We start from the raw sequence: 14,220 nt of genomic DNA on the forward strand, positions 1-14,220 counted from the left end.
CACTCTTAATTTACCTTTACCCGGTTCATCAGCTGCCCCGATATTTCATGCAGTTCCCGGCAGCGTTCCGGCTGCTGTTCCCTTGCAAAGGCGGTGATTCCCTGTGTCAGTTTCCAGAGCGTGGCCCCGCCTGTCACTCCGTCGTCAGGATTGTTGTTCATCAGCAGTTTTTCCACCTCGCGTCCTTCGTTTTTCAACAAGGCTCCTTTCTGCACCAGATTCTTCAGTTCCTTGTCGAAATCCACGTCAATTTCCGATGCTCCTTGAATTTCGATGGCCTTCTGCATGATGGTGTCTTTGCTGTACAGTCCTTTGGTCAGGTCGGAAACAGCCGATACGGTGGTCTGCGTGTCCAGTTCGTAGGTCTTTTGGGAGAGGGACAGGGATTCCGGCAGTCGGCCTCCAAGGTGTATCTGCCGCATGACGGACTCCCTGACCATCCCGTTCAGGCACGCCCCGTTGAGCAGGAACGACCGCATGTCCACCGATCCGTTGCCATAGTCGGATGTGGAGAAGCGTGCTCCTGCGAAGATGATGACCGTTCCGTTCTTACGGGTGGGTATCTCTATCGGAGTGGGCAGGATTGTCTCACACCATACTTTCGTGTCGTTCATATAGGCATCGGACACGACCGCCCCCTGTCCTCCCGCCTCACGGATGAAAGCGGTCAGGATATCCACCGAGTTCAGCCGACGGTAGGAGTCCGACAATACGCCCCGGACTTCCATTCCTACCGCCCGTATCAGTACCCGTGTACGCTCGGTCCATCCCGAATGCTCGTTCAGGATGGTGGCGCACAACTGTTTCTGCCAAACATCCCCGGCGGAAAGCTCGCGCAGGTATTTGGCGGGAATGCCCATCTTCTCCGAAATCTGGCTTATGGCGTTGCCGTGCAGGTTGAAGTTCCCTTCGGGCATTGCCATCTGTACCCTTCCTTCCGCTTTGAAAGAGATAACGGGGCGTTCCTTGCTACGTTGGCTTACCCCGATGGGAGCGATGAAATCCTGCGCGATCCGTCCCTCACTGAGCAGACGGTTGATGGTGTCCATGACATCCCCCTGCCTGCCTTCTATCATTCGCCGTACCTTGTTGATGACTACCTGGTTGAGTCCCTGCTGTTTCTGTACCGGTGCAGTGGCCGGCATGACTGTTGCTTCCATATTTCTTGTTTTTAAAGTCGTTGATAAATTACAATTTGTTCTTATGGCTTGTCCTGCTTGTTTTAGTAAATTCAGATCTGTACTCTTCTGACAGACGGATATAATCCTTTTCGCTATATCCGGCCGTTCCGAACAGTTCATAATATCCGGGGAAGGGTTTTCTTTCCGTTTCCGGTATATGCGTGCTGGTTTCCTTATGGCAACAGATGATGTGCCGGACAAACCGGTAGCACTTGCAAAGATCCGCCAGGATGGTGTACTCGTTGTCCGTATGAGGTTCATAATATCCGCAGGAGAGATTGACGCAGGATACTTCCAGCCCGTTCCTTTTCAATGCCGCCACATCCGTAGCCAGCCCCTGTGCAGGCTTGTAACCGTACCTCCGGGGATCTACTGCCGAAATGAACTCATTGGAGCAGAGCCTCATTCCGTTGATTTGTGTCACCATGTCCCCGTTCCCTTTCCGGTCGCACTGGATGACGAAACGGCAGTCGGAAAAGAAGGACATGTCGGCATGGCCGCTGCCTATGCATCCTATCTCCTCCTGTACGAAGAAGGCGCATTTCACCGCCTTGAAATCCTCCAGGCATTTCAGGCAGATCCAGATGCCGTTCTTGTCATCCGCGCCGATTCCGGCCATCCGTTTACGCTTGCGGTCATAGCCGACAATCATCGAGTCCGCCACAAGATGGGCTGCATAGGTGCCTGTCTTGCGCCGGTGTACCTCGTCCATGTGCGCCACGACACAGGGGTAGCTTTTCCGGTTGCCTTTGACCGCGTAGATGTTTCCGTGCCGGTCTTGCCGGAAAGGAATACCCATCCGCCTGAGTTCCCCGATGATGAACCCGGCCATCTTCCCCTCCTTGCCGGAGGGGGAGGAGATGTTGTAAAGAGCCATTAATTTTTCCATGATACTGACTTTTCAGGAGATGAACAACTTTTCGATTTGCAGGTACCGTCTGAACTCCGGTACGGGACGTCCCTTCTTGAAGAGGAAGGACGGATATTTCTTTCCCTTGTATTCCGCGGACGTGCCTTTCAGTACTTTTCCGAATACGGTGGATATATAGAACATGTCCTGACAATTCTTGCAGAATGCCGTATCCGGAAAGGAATGTATCTTTCCGCATTTGGGACATACATATTTTCTCCTGTTTGCGCGCCCTTCCGTGCTCCGGCAGGTGGCTATGCTCGTGTCGCCCTCCGTATTTCTCAGTTCCAGGTTACCGTCCGTCAGATGGAGGCTGTAGAACGTGTCGAGGTAAGGCACCCCTTTCTTGTGCCACCTGCAGGCGGGCACTTTCACCGTCAATGAAACCTGTATATTGTCTCCGGCCGCCCATTCCTGCCCCTCAATGGGATTCAGTACGGTGAAATCCGTTGTATGTGTATAATCGTTGTATCTGCGTCGCAACAGGATGCCCGCCTCCTGCGCCTGCTTGCGGATCAGTTCGGCGACGAATGCGTGTGAGGAATAGATGCGGTCCAGCAGGGAGGCGGCAATCGGTGTGTTTATTGATTTCCACAATGTTACCTCGTTCCATACGACAGCCCGTCCGAGTATGTTGTTGCTCTCGTCCCTTGCCACAAGGATTTTAGCGCCGGCGAAGTTGGTATAGAAGTCAGCGGCGTTGCGTGCCTTGTCCTCATACCGCATACAGGAACTGTGCAGGCTGGATGTGTCACTGTCGGAGATGGGGCTGTAGTTGCTTTCCAGATAGGCTTCCATGAAGTCGTTCATGCTTTCATGCAGCCTGACCGTGACTTTGCTGTCCAATGAGAGAGAACTACAGAAATAATTGATTTCGTCGGGTGAGTACTTGGGCAGGTTCTTGAACAGTTCCACAAACGTGGAGGGTTCCAGGTCTGTCCGGTTCTCCGGGAACCAGGGTGCCTGCGGGTTGTTCCGGTCCGGGAAACTGGGATGGGCCAGATCCTTGCTGCAGGCCGTGAACACGATTCGGATTTTCTTGAACGTGCCCGCTTCCGTCCGCTTGCGCTTGGTGGAGAAGCAGTTGTAGGTACCGCGTATGATCTCTTCCACCGGTACGTTCTTTTTTACTTCCGAAAGGATGTCTTTGGCTATCACACTTCCGTTTTCCGCCGCATGCACCAGGCGGGATTTCAATTCATTGCTAACATTCAGTTTCATAATCATTCGTTTTATTGTTTATAAATTCTGCCATGTTTTTATGGCAATTGTTTCTTGTCCGGCTGCATTTGGCGCAATTTCTCTTTCTGCTTTCTGAGCAGGTCAACGGACATGTTCCTGCTTGTCCGATATTCCTCCTCGCTCATCCGGCGAATGGAAGGAATGCCCGTCTGGGTCAGTGTATGGTTTACCATCCAGCCGTCCATGAAGTTTTCGGGGCAGAGGCTGTCATGGTGGATGACTTCCCCCACGCAGCCGTGAATGAGCATATTGCATATGGTCATCAGGCAACAGGTACGGTTGACATCTTCCGCGACAAGATAATTACCCAGGTGGCGTACATGATATGCCAGCAGGAGACGCCCACTTCCGCAGGTAGGGTCGTTTATCCTCTGCCCGGTCTTTTTTCCGTCCGTTTCCGTACACATTACCATCAGGTCGCAGATATGTACGGGAGTGAAGAACTGCCCTTGCGCCTGTTGTCCCTTTCTGGAACTGAGCGCCATGAAAAGGTCTCCTAACGCGTCATACCAGGATGCGGCCTCCAGCTGCTTCTGCATGAGCCGCACCCATTCCGCAAACATTTTCATGAATGCGGCATTCTGCTGCCGCTTGTACCTCCAGTCTTTCAGCGGAGGAGCGCCCGGTGAGAATCCGTGTATGACGTAACGCAGGAAATCTGTGAACACGTTCATCGGATCGTACCCGTTCAAGCCTGCAAACTCACAGATTGTCTTTTCAAGTGGCCGGACTTCTGGGGATGTCTCATAGCGTGTCATATTGTTCTGTTTTTTTATAGAAGGTTACTGTATGTCCGTTATGGTCTGTCCGTATCTTGACGGGGGAGACGCCAAGGAAAAAGAGGTGCGTTTCCGCTTTCAGCATGTTCCATTCCCATGTGGGAAGTTCCTTCCATTCCATACGGTATGCCCAGAGTATGAACAGACCGGGACGGAATCCGTTGAAAAGTTCTCCGTGCAGAATCCCGACCAGCCGCTCCAGTTCTTCCCGCGAGTAAAGGGTGAATGACTCATTCCGATAGATAAAGGCATCAGCCGGTTCAATATCCGGCTGACACTCGATGATGTATCTCGTCCATTCTTTTGTGGTGTACTTTCCGTACAGAGGATCGGGTTCCGTGTATTTCCATGCCCTGACGAATGTGTGGAAGAGGACGGCACCGTTCCTGTGCCTTCCGGTATGCCCCCACATCCGGAACTGTTTGCTGCGTATGCCATCGGGAAGCAGCAATTCCGGACCGGTTATAACCCAAGGGCCTCCTTCCGTATTGTAACCGGTACACTTTTCATTTTCATGGCAGAAAGGTGTCTGTGGGAGAAGGCAAATATGGACTTCCCGGTCATCGCCCCTTTCAATGTGTGCCTGCGGATAATAGTCACCGCCACGGGTAGTATAAGTGACGACATCCCCTGCGGTCGGTAAACTGACTCTTTCCCTGTCCTCCCGCATCCTTGAAATCAGCCGGTTCACCTTCTCCACGTCGCACTCCTTTATGGAACAGGCACACCCTTCATGCCTGTTGAGCAGAGTCAGGCTTTCCAAATCATAAAAATTACCGTACTTCATATTGAGAGCGTTTTTGTTGGTACAATTTGACCTGGCGGGCAACCATATCACAGAACTTCTGTCCGTTCTCCTTCTCGCTTCTGAAATAGGCAATCATGTCCCAGAGATTCTGATTGAAGTAGCCGGTCCATTTTTCGTAGCAGTGACTTCCATAGACCTTTCCGAACGTTTCCTCGAAAAGTGCGGGAGTCAGCCCTTCATCCCCATGGTGGTTGTATTGCCACAGAGAGACAAGCAGCAGCCGGTTATAATCCAGTGTTTCCATATCCGTTCTTTTTTAAGTAAAACATCGGCCTACATGGGTAGGCATTTTTATTTCTTGGTGTCTTTCCGGCCTGTTTGCCGGGGATTGCGACAAGGCTTGGCGAAAGAAAATACCGGAGCGAAGCGAGGATGATTTTCTTTCAGCCAACCCAGCCCCTGAAAGGGGCCGCCTTGCGCAATCAGCCCGGGAAACGGCTATCTTTACAGCAAGAAATGAAAAAGCAGACCTCGGATTCTCTGTTCTGAAGTCTGCTTTTCGGTCATTGTCGAGTCTCATGTTTTTCAGGTATGTATCTGCCATCCGTGGAACGGCTGCAATGTTACGGCAAACGATCTGTCAGGTATTCCATGATAGAGCAGACCTCCCACGATACCTGTCCTTCCGTCGGGATAGCGCTGTGTAAAGCCGAACGAGTACGGGGCATGGTCGTAGTAGAGTGAGATTTCGCAGGGACAGTCAGGGTTTTCTTCCCAGCTTTTCAACCGTTCCAGACATTTTTGGAGCGAGGTGTCACCGATGGATTCGGCATAGCGCCTTACATTCTCGAAATGTTCTTCATTCAGGATTTTCATGACTTTTGTATTTTTATCTGTTAAACACGTCCGGCTCCGGGAGCCGGTATTTTTATTTCTCGCCTGCCTGACAGTCCCGTGGCCGTACCCGCAAGGTTTGGCGAAAGAAAATACCGCAGCGAAGCGAGGATGATTTTCTTTCAGCCAACCCCGCAGGGGCCTGACCTTGTACGGGTACACAGGACACGGGACTACCTTTGCAGGGTGGGAAATAAAATATGCGGTTGTTCCTTGTTGCGGGATCTTGTATGGCTTCCGGAGATAATCTTCCTGATTTGTTCGCCATTGCCGGACAAATGGTGTATTTTTGCAGTTTCTAATTTCAGGATCATGGAAAACTATATAAAGAAAGCGGCGGATGCTTTCCTTGTGGAGCGTCCGTATGGTATGCGTGTGGATTACAGGAAGAAAGGATTCGTGCTGTTTAACCGCAACCTGAACGTATTGGGCAATGCGGAGCATGCCCGTCTGGAAGAGCTGCCTCTGGAGCGGTTCAATGTGGAGGAGATTCCGTTGGATGGTGAAATTGTGGAGGAACACGCGGGATTTACCGATGTATTCTTCTATACCGATCTGACCAGCCCCTATGCCGGATATGCGCTGAATTTGCAAAAGCTCAAGGCCTATAACCGGTTTATGTTTCCGTTGGCGATGGCGCTGAACCGTAAGTTGTGAGTCCGGAAGCCGGCAACGGTAACAGCCGCATGGAGCACGCCGTTACCGCCAGGTTTTATTATTTGCCCTTTCTTGTTGTTATAAATGCAAGATAATCGCCCACGGCCTTATGGCATCCGGTAAAGTCCGGAGTCCGGAGACCTTTGATTTTCCGGTAACTGACGGTTCCGTTCCTGTCAATGCCTCTTACATGCCTGTTGAATGTCCCTTTGGTTCTGATATGGATGTCAAAACCGTCCCTTCCGGTGATTTCAAGGAACATTCCTCCCGTGATCCGTTCCCCGTCCAGGAATTTCTGTTTCTGTTCATCGAGCAGCCGCTGATATTGCTCTTCCCGCGCTCTGCGCTCTTCCGCCTCTTTCTCCTCCTGTTCCCTGCGTTTCTGTTCCTGCCTCCTTTTGTATGCCTCACGGGCTTGCACCAGGGGGGTGGTGTCAAGTCCGAGAGCCTCGAACACGCGGACGGAGATCAACCTGACAAAGGCTCCTCTTTCCGCGCCCTGAAGCGTATCCGCGATCCAGTTCCTGCAATAGGCGGCAGTTTCGTCCCTGCGGTTTTCTCCGTTGAGGAACCGGCGTGAATACTGCCCGCTGGAGAAATAAACGTTTTCAATCCGGCAGACCACATGGAAACAGTCATCGTCCTCATTCCCATATTCGTTCTTTCTAGACAGGGAGAGATATACATTCTCGGCGTACGGTTCCAGTTCCATATAAGGAGCCACGACGGTATTCCCGTCAGACCTGTACTTGAATACTTTTGCTTTCATACTATCGTTCAGTTTGTCGGTTGTTGCATATTTCATCTATAATCTCTTTCCCGCTTCTTTCACCCTTCAGGAAGGCAAGGAAGCGCCTCAAAAAGAGCCGGGCACAGTCAGTTCCCAGCTGGGAGCTTTCACCGTCTTTGGTAGCGCATACCGCAAAACGCCCCAGTCCGAAACTGTCCTGTTGCGGTACGATGTGGTAAGACAAGTCCTCGCTTGCGTTGATGTGCAACCCACGACGGAAAACATAGAAAGTTTTCGGGATTCTTCTGTCGGTATCGATTTCCATACGCTTGTAACCGTGATGTTCCAATAACCGGACCAGTTCCCTGTTTGTCGGAATTGTATGTCCGATCCAGTCCGGCCAGCTTATATTTTCTATTGTATGTCCGTAATTGTCATATAATATGTCGAACTGTTCCTGGTATTCATCGTAAAATTCCCCGTTCCCGTTGCACATTTTCTCCAAAGCGATGCCGTTTTTACGGACAAGGGCAAGGTCGCCCAGTCCGCACGCGATTTCATTGAGCAGCGTGCGTTCCTCATCCCTGTCCTTTGCCGTTCCGTAAATTCTAAGCCGGGAATACCGGTGTAGCGCCGAACGGGACGGCATATCCAGTTTTTCCCATATCCCATCGTTTCCTATAGCCTGTCTGGTGTTTTCCGGAAGTCCGTACCACCACTTGTCCAAATTGTTTGTATCCATAATTTCTGAATCAGATTGTTTTTAAATTCTGTTTTGAGTACCATGCCTGATACGCGGCGGCATACTCCTGACGTTCCCGTTCCAGGGAATTTCTCATCTCAGGGGTGTATCCGAGCAGGCGGATGTATCCTCCGTTATAGCCGGTGAGTTCGCACCTTATTCCGGCTTCCTCCAGTTTGTCGATGCGTTTTTGGGCCATTTTTGCGCTTGAATATTCCTTCGGCCAAAAATAGACTTCGCCCCGTGAGCCGAAACAGTCTTCCCCCAGAATTATTTCCCCGGCATACTTCCGGCTTTCGATGAAGCCGAAACGCGCTTTGCCCAATGCCCGGCGCATTGCCTCGTGTGCCGGACCTTCCGGATGCTTGAATATCTCCGGCTTGTCTTTGCTGCCGAGTTTGGGCGGTTCCACCTTGTACGGCTGTTTGTAACTTCCGATTCCGAGCGTCAGGTAAAAGTTGGTGTGAAAATAGTCCGTCATGGGGTCGCTGTCATCGAAATTGTACGACATGATGAAATCGCAGATATTCACCATTACATTCTTTGCCCTGTCCGTCAAGGATTTGTCTGAATGGATATGATGGTGGTTGACATCGCCTTGAACTTTTCCGGACTCTTTGGTGAACGCCTCGAAATCCGCTTTCATCAACCGGATATGGATGGAGTGGCAATTCTCCCGTCTGACAGAGAACTTGTATCCCGGATAGGTCTCCTTGAGCCATGCCCGTACCAGTCCCACGATTTCAGGAGCGTGCTGCCCCTTGTAATTGCGGCCTTTCCAGCGGTATTCGTTATACACATACTTGGTGTATTCCTTTGCCGTGGCTCCCGGATAGTCATATTCATATCCGGTTGAGGTCGAGGGAATATCCGGTTTTTCTTTCCAAGCCTCAAAAAGCCTTCCAAACTCGGTGTTCACCTGTTGCATGATTGCGGTGTCACCACCCTTGTCCGGGTGGTGCTCCAATGCCAGCCGGCGGTATTCTTTCTTCAAGTCCGCCAGAGAGTGTATGTTCTGAAAATAAGTCATAGCCATAAGTTTTTTATGCCCCTGCGAGGCGGTTGATAAAATATTCCCGGTAGTCAAGGTCAAGACCGAGGTTGAGACAGGCCGTTTCCATGTCATCTTCTCTCAGGTCGTCCGCCTCCTGCAATTCGCGCAGGTACCGGATTTCGGAGTCCAGGTATTCCTGTGCTTCCGTTTGACCGCAACCGCATGAGTTGCAGATCAGACTGATAATGTTTCCCTGCATGCTGTTTGATTTTTTATGTTTCTGTTCCTGTTTCTGAGGCCTCGTCCGTCGTATATCGAGACGGCCCGTTCCACCAAAAGCCTGCGGTTGTCTTCCGAAAGTTCCAGATAGAACCGTTCCGCCGCGCCGAATGTGCCCTTGTCTGTCGCCACGCACCATTTTTCCCAGAAATGCGGGTACATGCCGCCATACACGGTTTTGCATTCCTCCTCGCTCCAGGCGTTCCACATGTAGTAGAAGAAACTGGAGACGGTATTTTCCGCTTGATATTTCATGGTTCTTCTATTTGTGATTCTACATTGTTTGTTTCTCTCAGTTGATGCCACACAGCCTCATACATCTCATGAAGCCAGTCTATGTTCTTCGCGCCGAGTTCAAACGGGCTGTGACACTGCACCTCGTCACCGCTTTCTTTCTCTTCGGCAAGGACGGTCAGGCTGTCCGCCGTTACCCGGAGTCCTGTCACCCTGCATTCATATGGTTCTCCGTTCTTGCCAAACCATATCACCCAGACCGGATCATAATCCTCTTCCGGAAGACGAATTTCTTTCACGCAGTGAGCATGGAGCAACTGCCGTATCGCGTCGATGATGTCCCCCCGCAGTTCCTTGATCCTGCCGCTGAAATCAACGGCTTCTGACGGTAAACTTCCTTTTCCGCCTCTTTCCTGCAAGGAGAGAATCCGCGTGTCGGGATGGATACAGAAATCCCAGTCCAACACTTCATCGTCATCGCGTGTCGTGTGGATATCGCCGCCCAAAACAAGACCGCAATCGTCATTTACCATTCTTTTTGCTTCATCGCGGTCTTCTGCCGCTACCGTGTAAGTGCCCTCGAAGGAATACCTTACTCTTATGTCATATCTTTTCATGATTCTTCCCATTTGATTGTTGATACCAGATTCATTGCCCGGAAGGATTACCGGATATTCAATATTGCGCTAAAGGCATGTGGGTCAAGCCTGTAAAACGTCGGAAGGTTAAGTGTGACCATCGGGTAGCTTACTCAGCCGCTCTGACGTCTATAACCTGTATCCTCAGCCAATTTGTTAGACAGAAGGAACTCCATGGCATCAGGATTGTTGTTGATGTCCACGAATGCTCTGTCAGGCAGTGAGAATGCCGCCTTATCTTCTAAGTTGACCGTCAGGACCGTGTATATCTCATGGGTCACGGGATCTTTCAGAGACAATGCCGGCCAGCCGTTATGGTACATTTCAATCACGATTGAGAGACGGCTTTCCTGATACAGGAAAGTCTCTTCCATGGACGGATGGTCGCATTTGGCAATTTCAAAATCATCCTCCCCTTTGGTAAATGTCACCATCGGATAGGATACATCGACAAAACATTCCTCTTCCCGGTAGCAGAGATGTTCTTTTCCCTCTGAACGGATTATAGCCAATCGGGTGTTCATATTCGTAACTGGTTTTAAAATTATTGACTTGCAAGTTAATTGGCCGGCATTCACCTGCCTGTTTCTTTAAACGTGTGATTGTCACCGCCTGCGGACATTTGGGAGAGTTGCTGTCTCACCGCCTTGATTTTCCCAATCAGTTCGTCCTCCCTTCGGAATGAGGGGGTACATTTGGTACGCCTCATCCCGGCTCCCCAGGGGATGCCGCCGCATACTTTTCTCAGGCGTGCCTTTTCGCTTTCCAGGGCCGACTCCAGACGGGCCAGCCTGCGTCGCAACGATTCTTCGGTCACAGTTCTCATGATTTCATTGTTTTTTTAGTATGGTGACGGGTCGGAAAGACAGTCACCATACCGTCGTTATGTGTCACGTTATATTTTAGCTTTTTCCCTTTTGATGCCTCTCAGGACGTACAACAGGTGCAGGAACAGCTCCCTGTCGTAAATCCGGAAGAAGAACGGCTCGCCTGTTTCCCTGACCGTTCCGGTAAAAGACACGGACTCCCGGTTCACGGGATATTGGAGGAAGTTGCCGTTTGCCAGCAGGGTGTGCTTTTTCTTCATCACTTCGCCTAGGAACTTGTCCATATCGTCGTTTCCCTCATAGCCGGAGAAGTAGAGGAAATGATGACGGCGCAGGCTTCGCAGGATTTTGGCGGTTTCCAGCCTTACATCCCTGCCTGACGATTCGTCCGTTCCTCTCATCAGGTTGCAGATGAACTTCTTCTCGCCATTTATGTCAAGAAACAGATAAGGAACTATAATTATAGAGGCATGCCGTGCGTGGTCAGAGATGACCATCGGCTTTTCTTTCAGGATGTCTCCTTTGAAGGTAATGTTCCGGTAATGGTTGTCCATCTGCCGTTCCAGTTCCTTTCTTGGCGTGGTAACGGAGCGGAGTCCCGTGAAGTAGCGTCCGCCCGCCCGGAAGCAGAACCGGTAGATGTCCGCATGATAAGGCTCTCCCAGGAAAAAGAAATTCCGGGTATGGCGGATGGGGGGCAAGACATCCATGTAGTCGAAATATCTTTCTTCCGTAATCTCACTGAACGGGGCGCAGAGGGATTGCAGGTGGATGCGTATCATCTTGCGGACGGTATTTCCGGACACGGCTGTGAGGTACGGGTTCTTTTCCCTGTCCCTCAGTTCCTCCAGTGTCTCATGATGGTAGTCGCCGTGTATTCCGTCAGACATGGTGGTCACGCAGCTGCCGTCAAAACTGCGTGAATCGACTACGAATTTCAGTTTGTCGTTATTCATGGTTCAGATGTTTTGAAGGTTCAACACTCTCTTGGCGGCACTGAGGGCATTGGAGGTGAGCTGCCGTTGCCATGCCTTGTTTCTGGGTGACCAGCGGAATCCGGAGGATTTCAGTTCCTTTCGTCTGTTGTCTTCGGGAATCCTGTCAAACAGGATCTGAAGGCGGTCTTCCCCATAGTTCCATACAAGTGTCCCGCCCTCGAACGGCACTTCCTTGTTTTCCCGGCTTTGCACCGCTTTCAGCCTTTCGCGCATCCGTTCCGCAAGTTCCGGCAATTGGAAGAATTTGTTTCTCGGGGTGATGACGGGTTTCCTTAGCCTTGCGTTATATTCGGAAATGAAGTCCACGGCCCTGCGGACGATTTCCACTTCCCCGTGATTGGCGAAGGTGGATACCTTGTTCAGGATGCTGCTGACGAACAGGGCACGGTTATAACCCCGGCATTGTCCGGTGTCAATCCCGTGGATGGTGTCGGCGCTGCTCTTGATGTCGCGTTTGAGCGTCTGCCATGCCTTTTCCAGTTTTTCTTCCTCCGGTCGTGCGGCTTCCTTTTTTCGTCTGACGGCTTCAAGAACCTTTTGCCGCCAATTGCGGAACTCCTCGTAGCGGTTCTGATAGCTTCTGTTCGTATTCTCCTGCCTGTGGTAATCAAATCCGCCTCGTCCCGTCACCATCGGGTTGGCGCAGCGTGAGAGGGCCGAGAGCTGGGCGGATAGCTTTTTCCGGTAGGCGGCGATGTATGTATCCCGTTCCTCTTCCTGCATGAGTTGCAGGTCGTTGTGCAGCTCCTCCCCGTAAATCATGATGTCCGTCTCGCCACGAATCTCCGGGTCGAAGGAACTCCAGGCGTATGCGTCGCAAGCCTGTTTCCACATATCCTCCAGATAGCCAGGATGTTTGAACGCTACGGCTTCCCAGTCTTTGAAGTCCCTGGAATGCAATTCATTCCGATCTTCCGGATTTCCGTACAGGTGTACATAGTTGCCCGTTCCATGATGCTCCTTTCTGAAATGGAACGGTACGGGAGGATGGTCCGTACCCTTTTCCCGGATCATCGTGACCCGGTGCGCATTCTCTGCGGTAAGGCCCGTTACTTGTTCTTCCCGGACCTTTGCTGTTGTTGTTTCAGTCATAACCGTTGCCATTCATAAATTATTTCTACCAGTTCTTCGTCCGCCAGTTTTTGGATTTCCTCGTCCGAGCAATAGCAGGCGATTTCCTCGTCCAGCTTGAAAGCTGCCGGGTCAAGGCTTCTGATGCCGTCCAGCAGTTCCGGCACCAGGCTGTCTGCGGCAACCGTATAGCTTCCGTCCCTGCCTTGCACCTTCCGTGCGGGATAGCTCCTTTCCCGATAAACCAACATTCTCATTTTCGGATTGGCACCCTGCTGTCCTTTGTGGACTTTGCTTGTTGTCTCTCTGTTCATACCTTCATTTTTTTAGTTTGTTTGACATGATCGGCTCCGTGGAGCCGGTTTTTCGGTTTCTTACTTGCCGGACTGTCCTTTGCCGGGGATTGCGCAAGGCTTGGCAAAAGAAAATACCGCAGCGAAGCGAGGATGATTTTCTTTTAGCCAACCAGCCCCTGAAAGGGGCCGCCTTGCGCAATCAACCCGGCAAAGGGCTATATTTGCAGGTAAGAAATTGAAAGAATGGCTGGGATTTTCAATTTGTCGGATACAACATGTAATAAGTATAATGAGCAAATTTAAAAGCATACAACGAAGGTTTTTCAAATATTTTCCAAACTATCGGATATCAATATCATATCGTAAAACAAGCGAAGGCGTGGCATTCCGGAATAAATACATGTCTTCGCGTCAAAGGTGATTGATTGAAATGAATATATTCTCTGCTTTTGATACGGGTGTCATGGTAGCTCTCTTGCTGGGTATTGAGTTTCTTAGGAGTGATATCCAAACAATTCTCTATTGTAAAAGAAACGATCCCGGGATTTTTAAGAGCTGCCTGTATACATTATTTATATTGTTGGCAAGTCTTTATTCCATTGTGGCCGGAGCCATGCTTAACCCCGAGCCCGTACCCGTTTATGAATTGATGCCCGGTTTTCAAATAGGAGTTTATGGTTCTTGTTTTTTGTTTATATTTCTTGTTATCGCCGGTCTTTACCGTAAAATATTACCTCTCGTCCTTTTGGGGTACGCTATGGTATATGTAATCGGTGTACTGATACCGTTACTTGGATATGTAGTGTCCATGATGAATTATTTCGCCAGCGTAGGATGATTATGAAGATCAAAGATGTTTTCCAGAGAAAATGGATAACAGACAGTATAACAAAAAGAAGGTATCCTTTTCAGATACCTTCAATGACGGGCCGGTTGCATATTTACCCTAATTTCCGCAAGCGAATGAAATCAGAGATTGCCATGCATTTTTTAGTGAGTT

General features: G+C 50.4%; 20 protein-coding genes and 1 pseudogene. 3 read left to right on the forward strand and 18 right to left on the reverse strand.

Annotation, left to right across the window (positions count from 1 at the left end):
• Positions 1 to 5: 5 nt before the first annotated feature.
• From KTG12_RS17975 to KTG12_RS18005, 7 genes are all read right to left on the reverse strand, one after another.
• A complete protein-coding gene (locus KTG12_RS17975; RefSeq protein ID WP_005828713.1) occupies positions 6 to 1,160 on the reverse strand; it encodes a hypothetical protein in 1,155 nt (384 codons plus the stop codon).
• Between the two features lie 28 nt (positions 1,161 to 1,188).
• Positions 1,189 to 2,070, reverse strand: coding sequence for a hypothetical protein (locus KTG12_RS17980; RefSeq protein ID WP_005828711.1), 882 nt, complete (start codon positions 2,068 to 2,070; stop codon positions 1,189 to 1,191).
• 12 nt (positions 2,071 to 2,082) lie between these two features.
• Positions 2,083 to 3,318, reverse strand: coding sequence for a hypothetical protein (locus KTG12_RS17985; RefSeq protein WP_005636598.1), 1,236 nt, complete (start codon positions 3,316 to 3,318; stop codon positions 2,083 to 2,085).
• 32 nt (positions 3,319 to 3,350) lie between these two features.
• Positions 3,351 to 4,091: an N-6 DNA methylase gene (locus KTG12_RS17990; protein ID WP_032557856.1), complete on the reverse strand. Its 741-nt coding sequence runs from the start codon at positions 4,089 to 4,091 to the stop codon at positions 3,351 to 3,353.
• A complete protein-coding gene (locus KTG12_RS17995; RefSeq protein WP_005636601.1) occupies positions 4,078 to 4,899 on the reverse strand; it encodes a DUF4121 family protein in 822 nt (273 codons plus the stop codon). Before KTG12_RS17995 ends, KTG12_RS17990 begins: the two co-directional genes overlap by 14 nt.
• Complete coding sequence (locus KTG12_RS18000) at positions 4,886 to 5,164, reverse strand: hypothetical protein (protein WP_005636603.1); 279 nt, start codon at positions 5,162 to 5,164, stop codon at positions 4,886 to 4,888. Before KTG12_RS18000 ends, KTG12_RS17995 begins: the two co-directional genes overlap by 14 nt.
• Positions 5,165 to 5,445: 281 nt before the next feature.
• Positions 5,446 to 5,736 (reverse strand): DUF4120 family protein, encoded by a 291-nt coding sequence (locus tag KTG12_RS18005; protein WP_005942846.1) that lies wholly within the window; start codon positions 5,734 to 5,736, stop codon positions 5,446 to 5,448.
• Positions 5,737 to 6,066: 330 nt separating this feature from the next.
• On the opposite strand from KTG12_RS18005, the gene KTG12_RS18010 reads away from it, so the two are divergent.
• Entirely contained in the window at positions 6,067 to 6,411 is a 345-nt protein-coding gene (locus tag KTG12_RS18010) for a hypothetical protein (RefSeq protein ID WP_005636608.1), read from the forward strand.
• A 58-nt stretch (positions 6,412 to 6,469) separates the two neighbouring features.
• On the opposite strand, the gene KTG12_RS18015 is transcribed toward KTG12_RS18010, so the two are convergent.
• From KTG12_RS18015 to KTG12_RS18065, 11 genes and pseudogenes are all read right to left on the reverse strand, one after another.
• On the reverse strand, positions 6,470 to 7,180 hold the full coding sequence (locus KTG12_RS18015) for a hypothetical protein (RefSeq protein ID WP_005840921.1): 711 nt from the start codon (positions 7,178 to 7,180) through the stop codon (positions 6,470 to 6,472).
• A 1-nt stretch (position 7,181) separates the two neighbouring features.
• On the reverse strand, positions 7,182 to 7,883 hold the full coding sequence (locus KTG12_RS18020) for a hypothetical protein (protein WP_005636610.1): 702 nt from the start codon (positions 7,881 to 7,883) through the stop codon (positions 7,182 to 7,184).
• Between the two features lie 10 nt (positions 7,884 to 7,893).
• Positions 7,894 to 8,913 (reverse strand): LPD29 domain-containing protein, encoded by a 1,020-nt coding sequence (locus KTG12_RS18025; RefSeq protein WP_216945504.1) that lies wholly within the window; start codon positions 8,911 to 8,913, stop codon positions 7,894 to 7,896.
• 13 nt (positions 8,914 to 8,926) lie between these two features.
• A complete protein-coding gene (locus KTG12_RS18030; protein ID WP_005802673.1) occupies positions 8,927 to 9,136 on the reverse strand; it encodes a hypothetical protein in 210 nt (69 codons plus the stop codon).
• Positions 9,112 to 9,411, reverse strand: a complete 300-nt coding sequence (locus KTG12_RS18035; RefSeq protein ID WP_005637786.1) for a hypothetical protein — start codon at positions 9,409 to 9,411, stop codon at positions 9,112 to 9,114. Before KTG12_RS18035 ends, KTG12_RS18030 begins: the two co-directional genes overlap by 25 nt.
• Complete coding sequence (locus KTG12_RS18040) at positions 9,408 to 10,007, reverse strand: hypothetical protein (RefSeq protein WP_005864584.1); 600 nt, start codon at positions 10,005 to 10,007, stop codon at positions 9,408 to 9,410. The genes KTG12_RS18035 and KTG12_RS18040 overlap by 4 nt, the downstream gene beginning before the upstream one ends.
• 47 nt (positions 10,008 to 10,054) lie before the next feature.
• Positions 10,055 to 10,552 (reverse strand): annotated as a pseudogene (locus tag KTG12_RS18045) (DUF4313 domain-containing protein).
• 50 nt (positions 10,553 to 10,602) lie between these two features.
• Complete coding sequence (locus tag KTG12_RS18050; protein WP_005634966.1) at positions 10,603 to 10,854, reverse strand: hypothetical protein; 252 nt, start codon at positions 10,852 to 10,854, stop codon at positions 10,603 to 10,605.
• A gap of 69 nt (positions 10,855 to 10,923) precedes the next feature.
• A complete protein-coding gene (locus tag KTG12_RS18055) occupies positions 10,924 to 11,811 on the reverse strand; it encodes a hypothetical protein (RefSeq protein ID WP_005828696.1) in 888 nt (295 codons plus the stop codon).
• Positions 11,812 to 11,814: 3 nt separating this feature from the next.
• A complete protein-coding gene (locus KTG12_RS18060; RefSeq protein WP_007851204.1) occupies positions 11,815 to 12,957 on the reverse strand; it encodes a hypothetical protein in 1,143 nt (380 codons plus the stop codon).
• The gene (locus KTG12_RS18065; RefSeq protein ID WP_005634950.1) at positions 12,942 to 13,238 is read right to left on the reverse strand and encodes a hypothetical protein; all 297 of its coding nucleotides are present in this window, start codon (positions 13,236 to 13,238) and stop codon (positions 12,942 to 12,944) included. Before KTG12_RS18065 ends, KTG12_RS18060 begins: the two co-directional genes overlap by 16 nt.
• A gap of 26 nt (positions 13,239 to 13,264) precedes the next feature.
• On the opposite strand from KTG12_RS18065, the gene KTG12_RS22345 reads away from it, so the two are divergent.
• Both KTG12_RS22345 and KTG12_RS18075 read left to right on the forward strand, forming a co-directional pair.
• The gene (locus KTG12_RS22345; RefSeq protein WP_005634939.1) at positions 13,265 to 13,459 is read left to right on the forward strand and encodes a hypothetical protein; all 195 of its coding nucleotides are present in this window, start codon (positions 13,265 to 13,267) and stop codon (positions 13,457 to 13,459) included.
• Between the two features lie 191 nt (positions 13,460 to 13,650).
• Positions 13,651 to 14,058, forward strand: coding sequence for a hypothetical protein (locus tag KTG12_RS18075; RefSeq protein WP_005640474.1), 408 nt, complete (start codon positions 13,651 to 13,653; stop codon positions 14,056 to 14,058).
• The last annotated feature ends 162 nt before the right edge of the window (positions 14,059 to 14,220 follow it).

The organism is Parabacteroides sp. MSK.9.14, from assembly GCF_019041495.1.
Taxonomy (GTDB): Bacteria; Bacteroidota; Bacteroidia; order Bacteroidales; family Tannerellaceae; genus Parabacteroides; species Parabacteroides merdae.

Coding starts and splice junctions, on each gene's coding strand:
- KTG12_RS17975 (WP_005828713.1), bottom strand. CDS start 1,160: ATGGAAGCAACAGTCATGCCGGCCACTGCACCGGTACAGAAACAGCAG.
- KTG12_RS17980 (WP_005828711.1), bottom strand. CDS start 2,070: ATGGAAAAATTAATGGCTCTTTACAACATCTCCTCCCCCTCCGGCAAG.
- KTG12_RS17985 (WP_005636598.1), bottom strand. CDS start 3,318: ATGATTATGAAACTGAATGTTAGCAATGAATTGAAATCCCGCCTGGTG.
- KTG12_RS17990 (WP_032557856.1), bottom strand. CDS start 4,091: ATGACACGCTATGAGACATCCCCAGAAGTCCGGCCACTTGAAAAGACA.
- KTG12_RS17995 (WP_005636601.1), bottom strand. CDS start 4,899: ATGAAGTACGGTAATTTTTATGATTTGGAAAGCCTGACTCTGCTCAAC.
- KTG12_RS18000 (WP_005636603.1), bottom strand. CDS start 5,164: ATGGAAACACTGGATTATAACCGGCTGCTGCTTGTCTCTCTGTGGCAA.
- KTG12_RS18005 (WP_005942846.1), bottom strand. CDS start 5,736: ATGAAAATCCTGAATGAAGAACATTTCGAGAATGTAAGGCGCTATGCC.
- KTG12_RS18010 (WP_005636608.1), top strand. CDS start 6,067: ATGGAAAACTATATAAAGAAAGCGGCGGATGCTTTCCTTGTGGAGCGT.
- KTG12_RS18015 (WP_005840921.1), bottom strand. CDS start 7,180: ATGAAAGCAAAAGTATTCAAGTACAGGTCTGACGGGAATACCGTCGTG.
- KTG12_RS18020 (WP_005636610.1), bottom strand. CDS start 7,883: ATGGATACAAACAATTTGGACAAGTGGTGGTACGGACTTCCGGAAAAC.
- KTG12_RS18025 (WP_216945504.1), bottom strand. CDS start 8,913: ATGACTTATTTTCAGAACATACACTCTCTGGCGGACTTGAAGAAAGAA.
- KTG12_RS18030 (WP_005802673.1), bottom strand. CDS start 9,136: ATGCAGGGAAACATTATCAGTCTGATCTGCAACTCATGCGGTTGCGGT.
- KTG12_RS18035 (WP_005637786.1), bottom strand. CDS start 9,411: ATGAAATATCAAGCGGAAAATACCGTCTCCAGTTTCTTCTACTACATG.
- KTG12_RS18040 (WP_005864584.1), bottom strand. CDS start 10,007: ATGAAAAGATATGACATAAGAGTAAGGTATTCCTTCGAGGGCACTTAC.
- KTG12_RS18050 (WP_005634966.1), bottom strand. CDS start 10,854: ATGAGAACTGTGACCGAAGAATCGTTGCGACGCAGGCTGGCCCGTCTG.
- KTG12_RS18055 (WP_005828696.1), bottom strand. CDS start 11,811: ATGAATAACGACAAACTGAAATTCGTAGTCGATTCACGCAGTTTTGAC.
- KTG12_RS18060 (WP_007851204.1), bottom strand. CDS start 12,957: ATGGCAACGGTTATGACTGAAACAACAACAGCAAAGGTCCGGGAAGAA.
- KTG12_RS18065 (WP_005634950.1), bottom strand. CDS start 13,238: ATGAACAGAGAGACAACAAGCAAAGTCCACAAAGGACAGCAGGGTGCC.
- KTG12_RS22345 (WP_005634939.1), top strand. CDS start 13,265: ATGATCGGCTCCGTGGAGCCGGTTTTTCGGTTTCTTACTTGCCGGACT.
- KTG12_RS18075 (WP_005640474.1), top strand. CDS start 13,651: ATGAATATATTCTCTGCTTTTGATACGGGTGTCATGGTAGCTCTCTTG.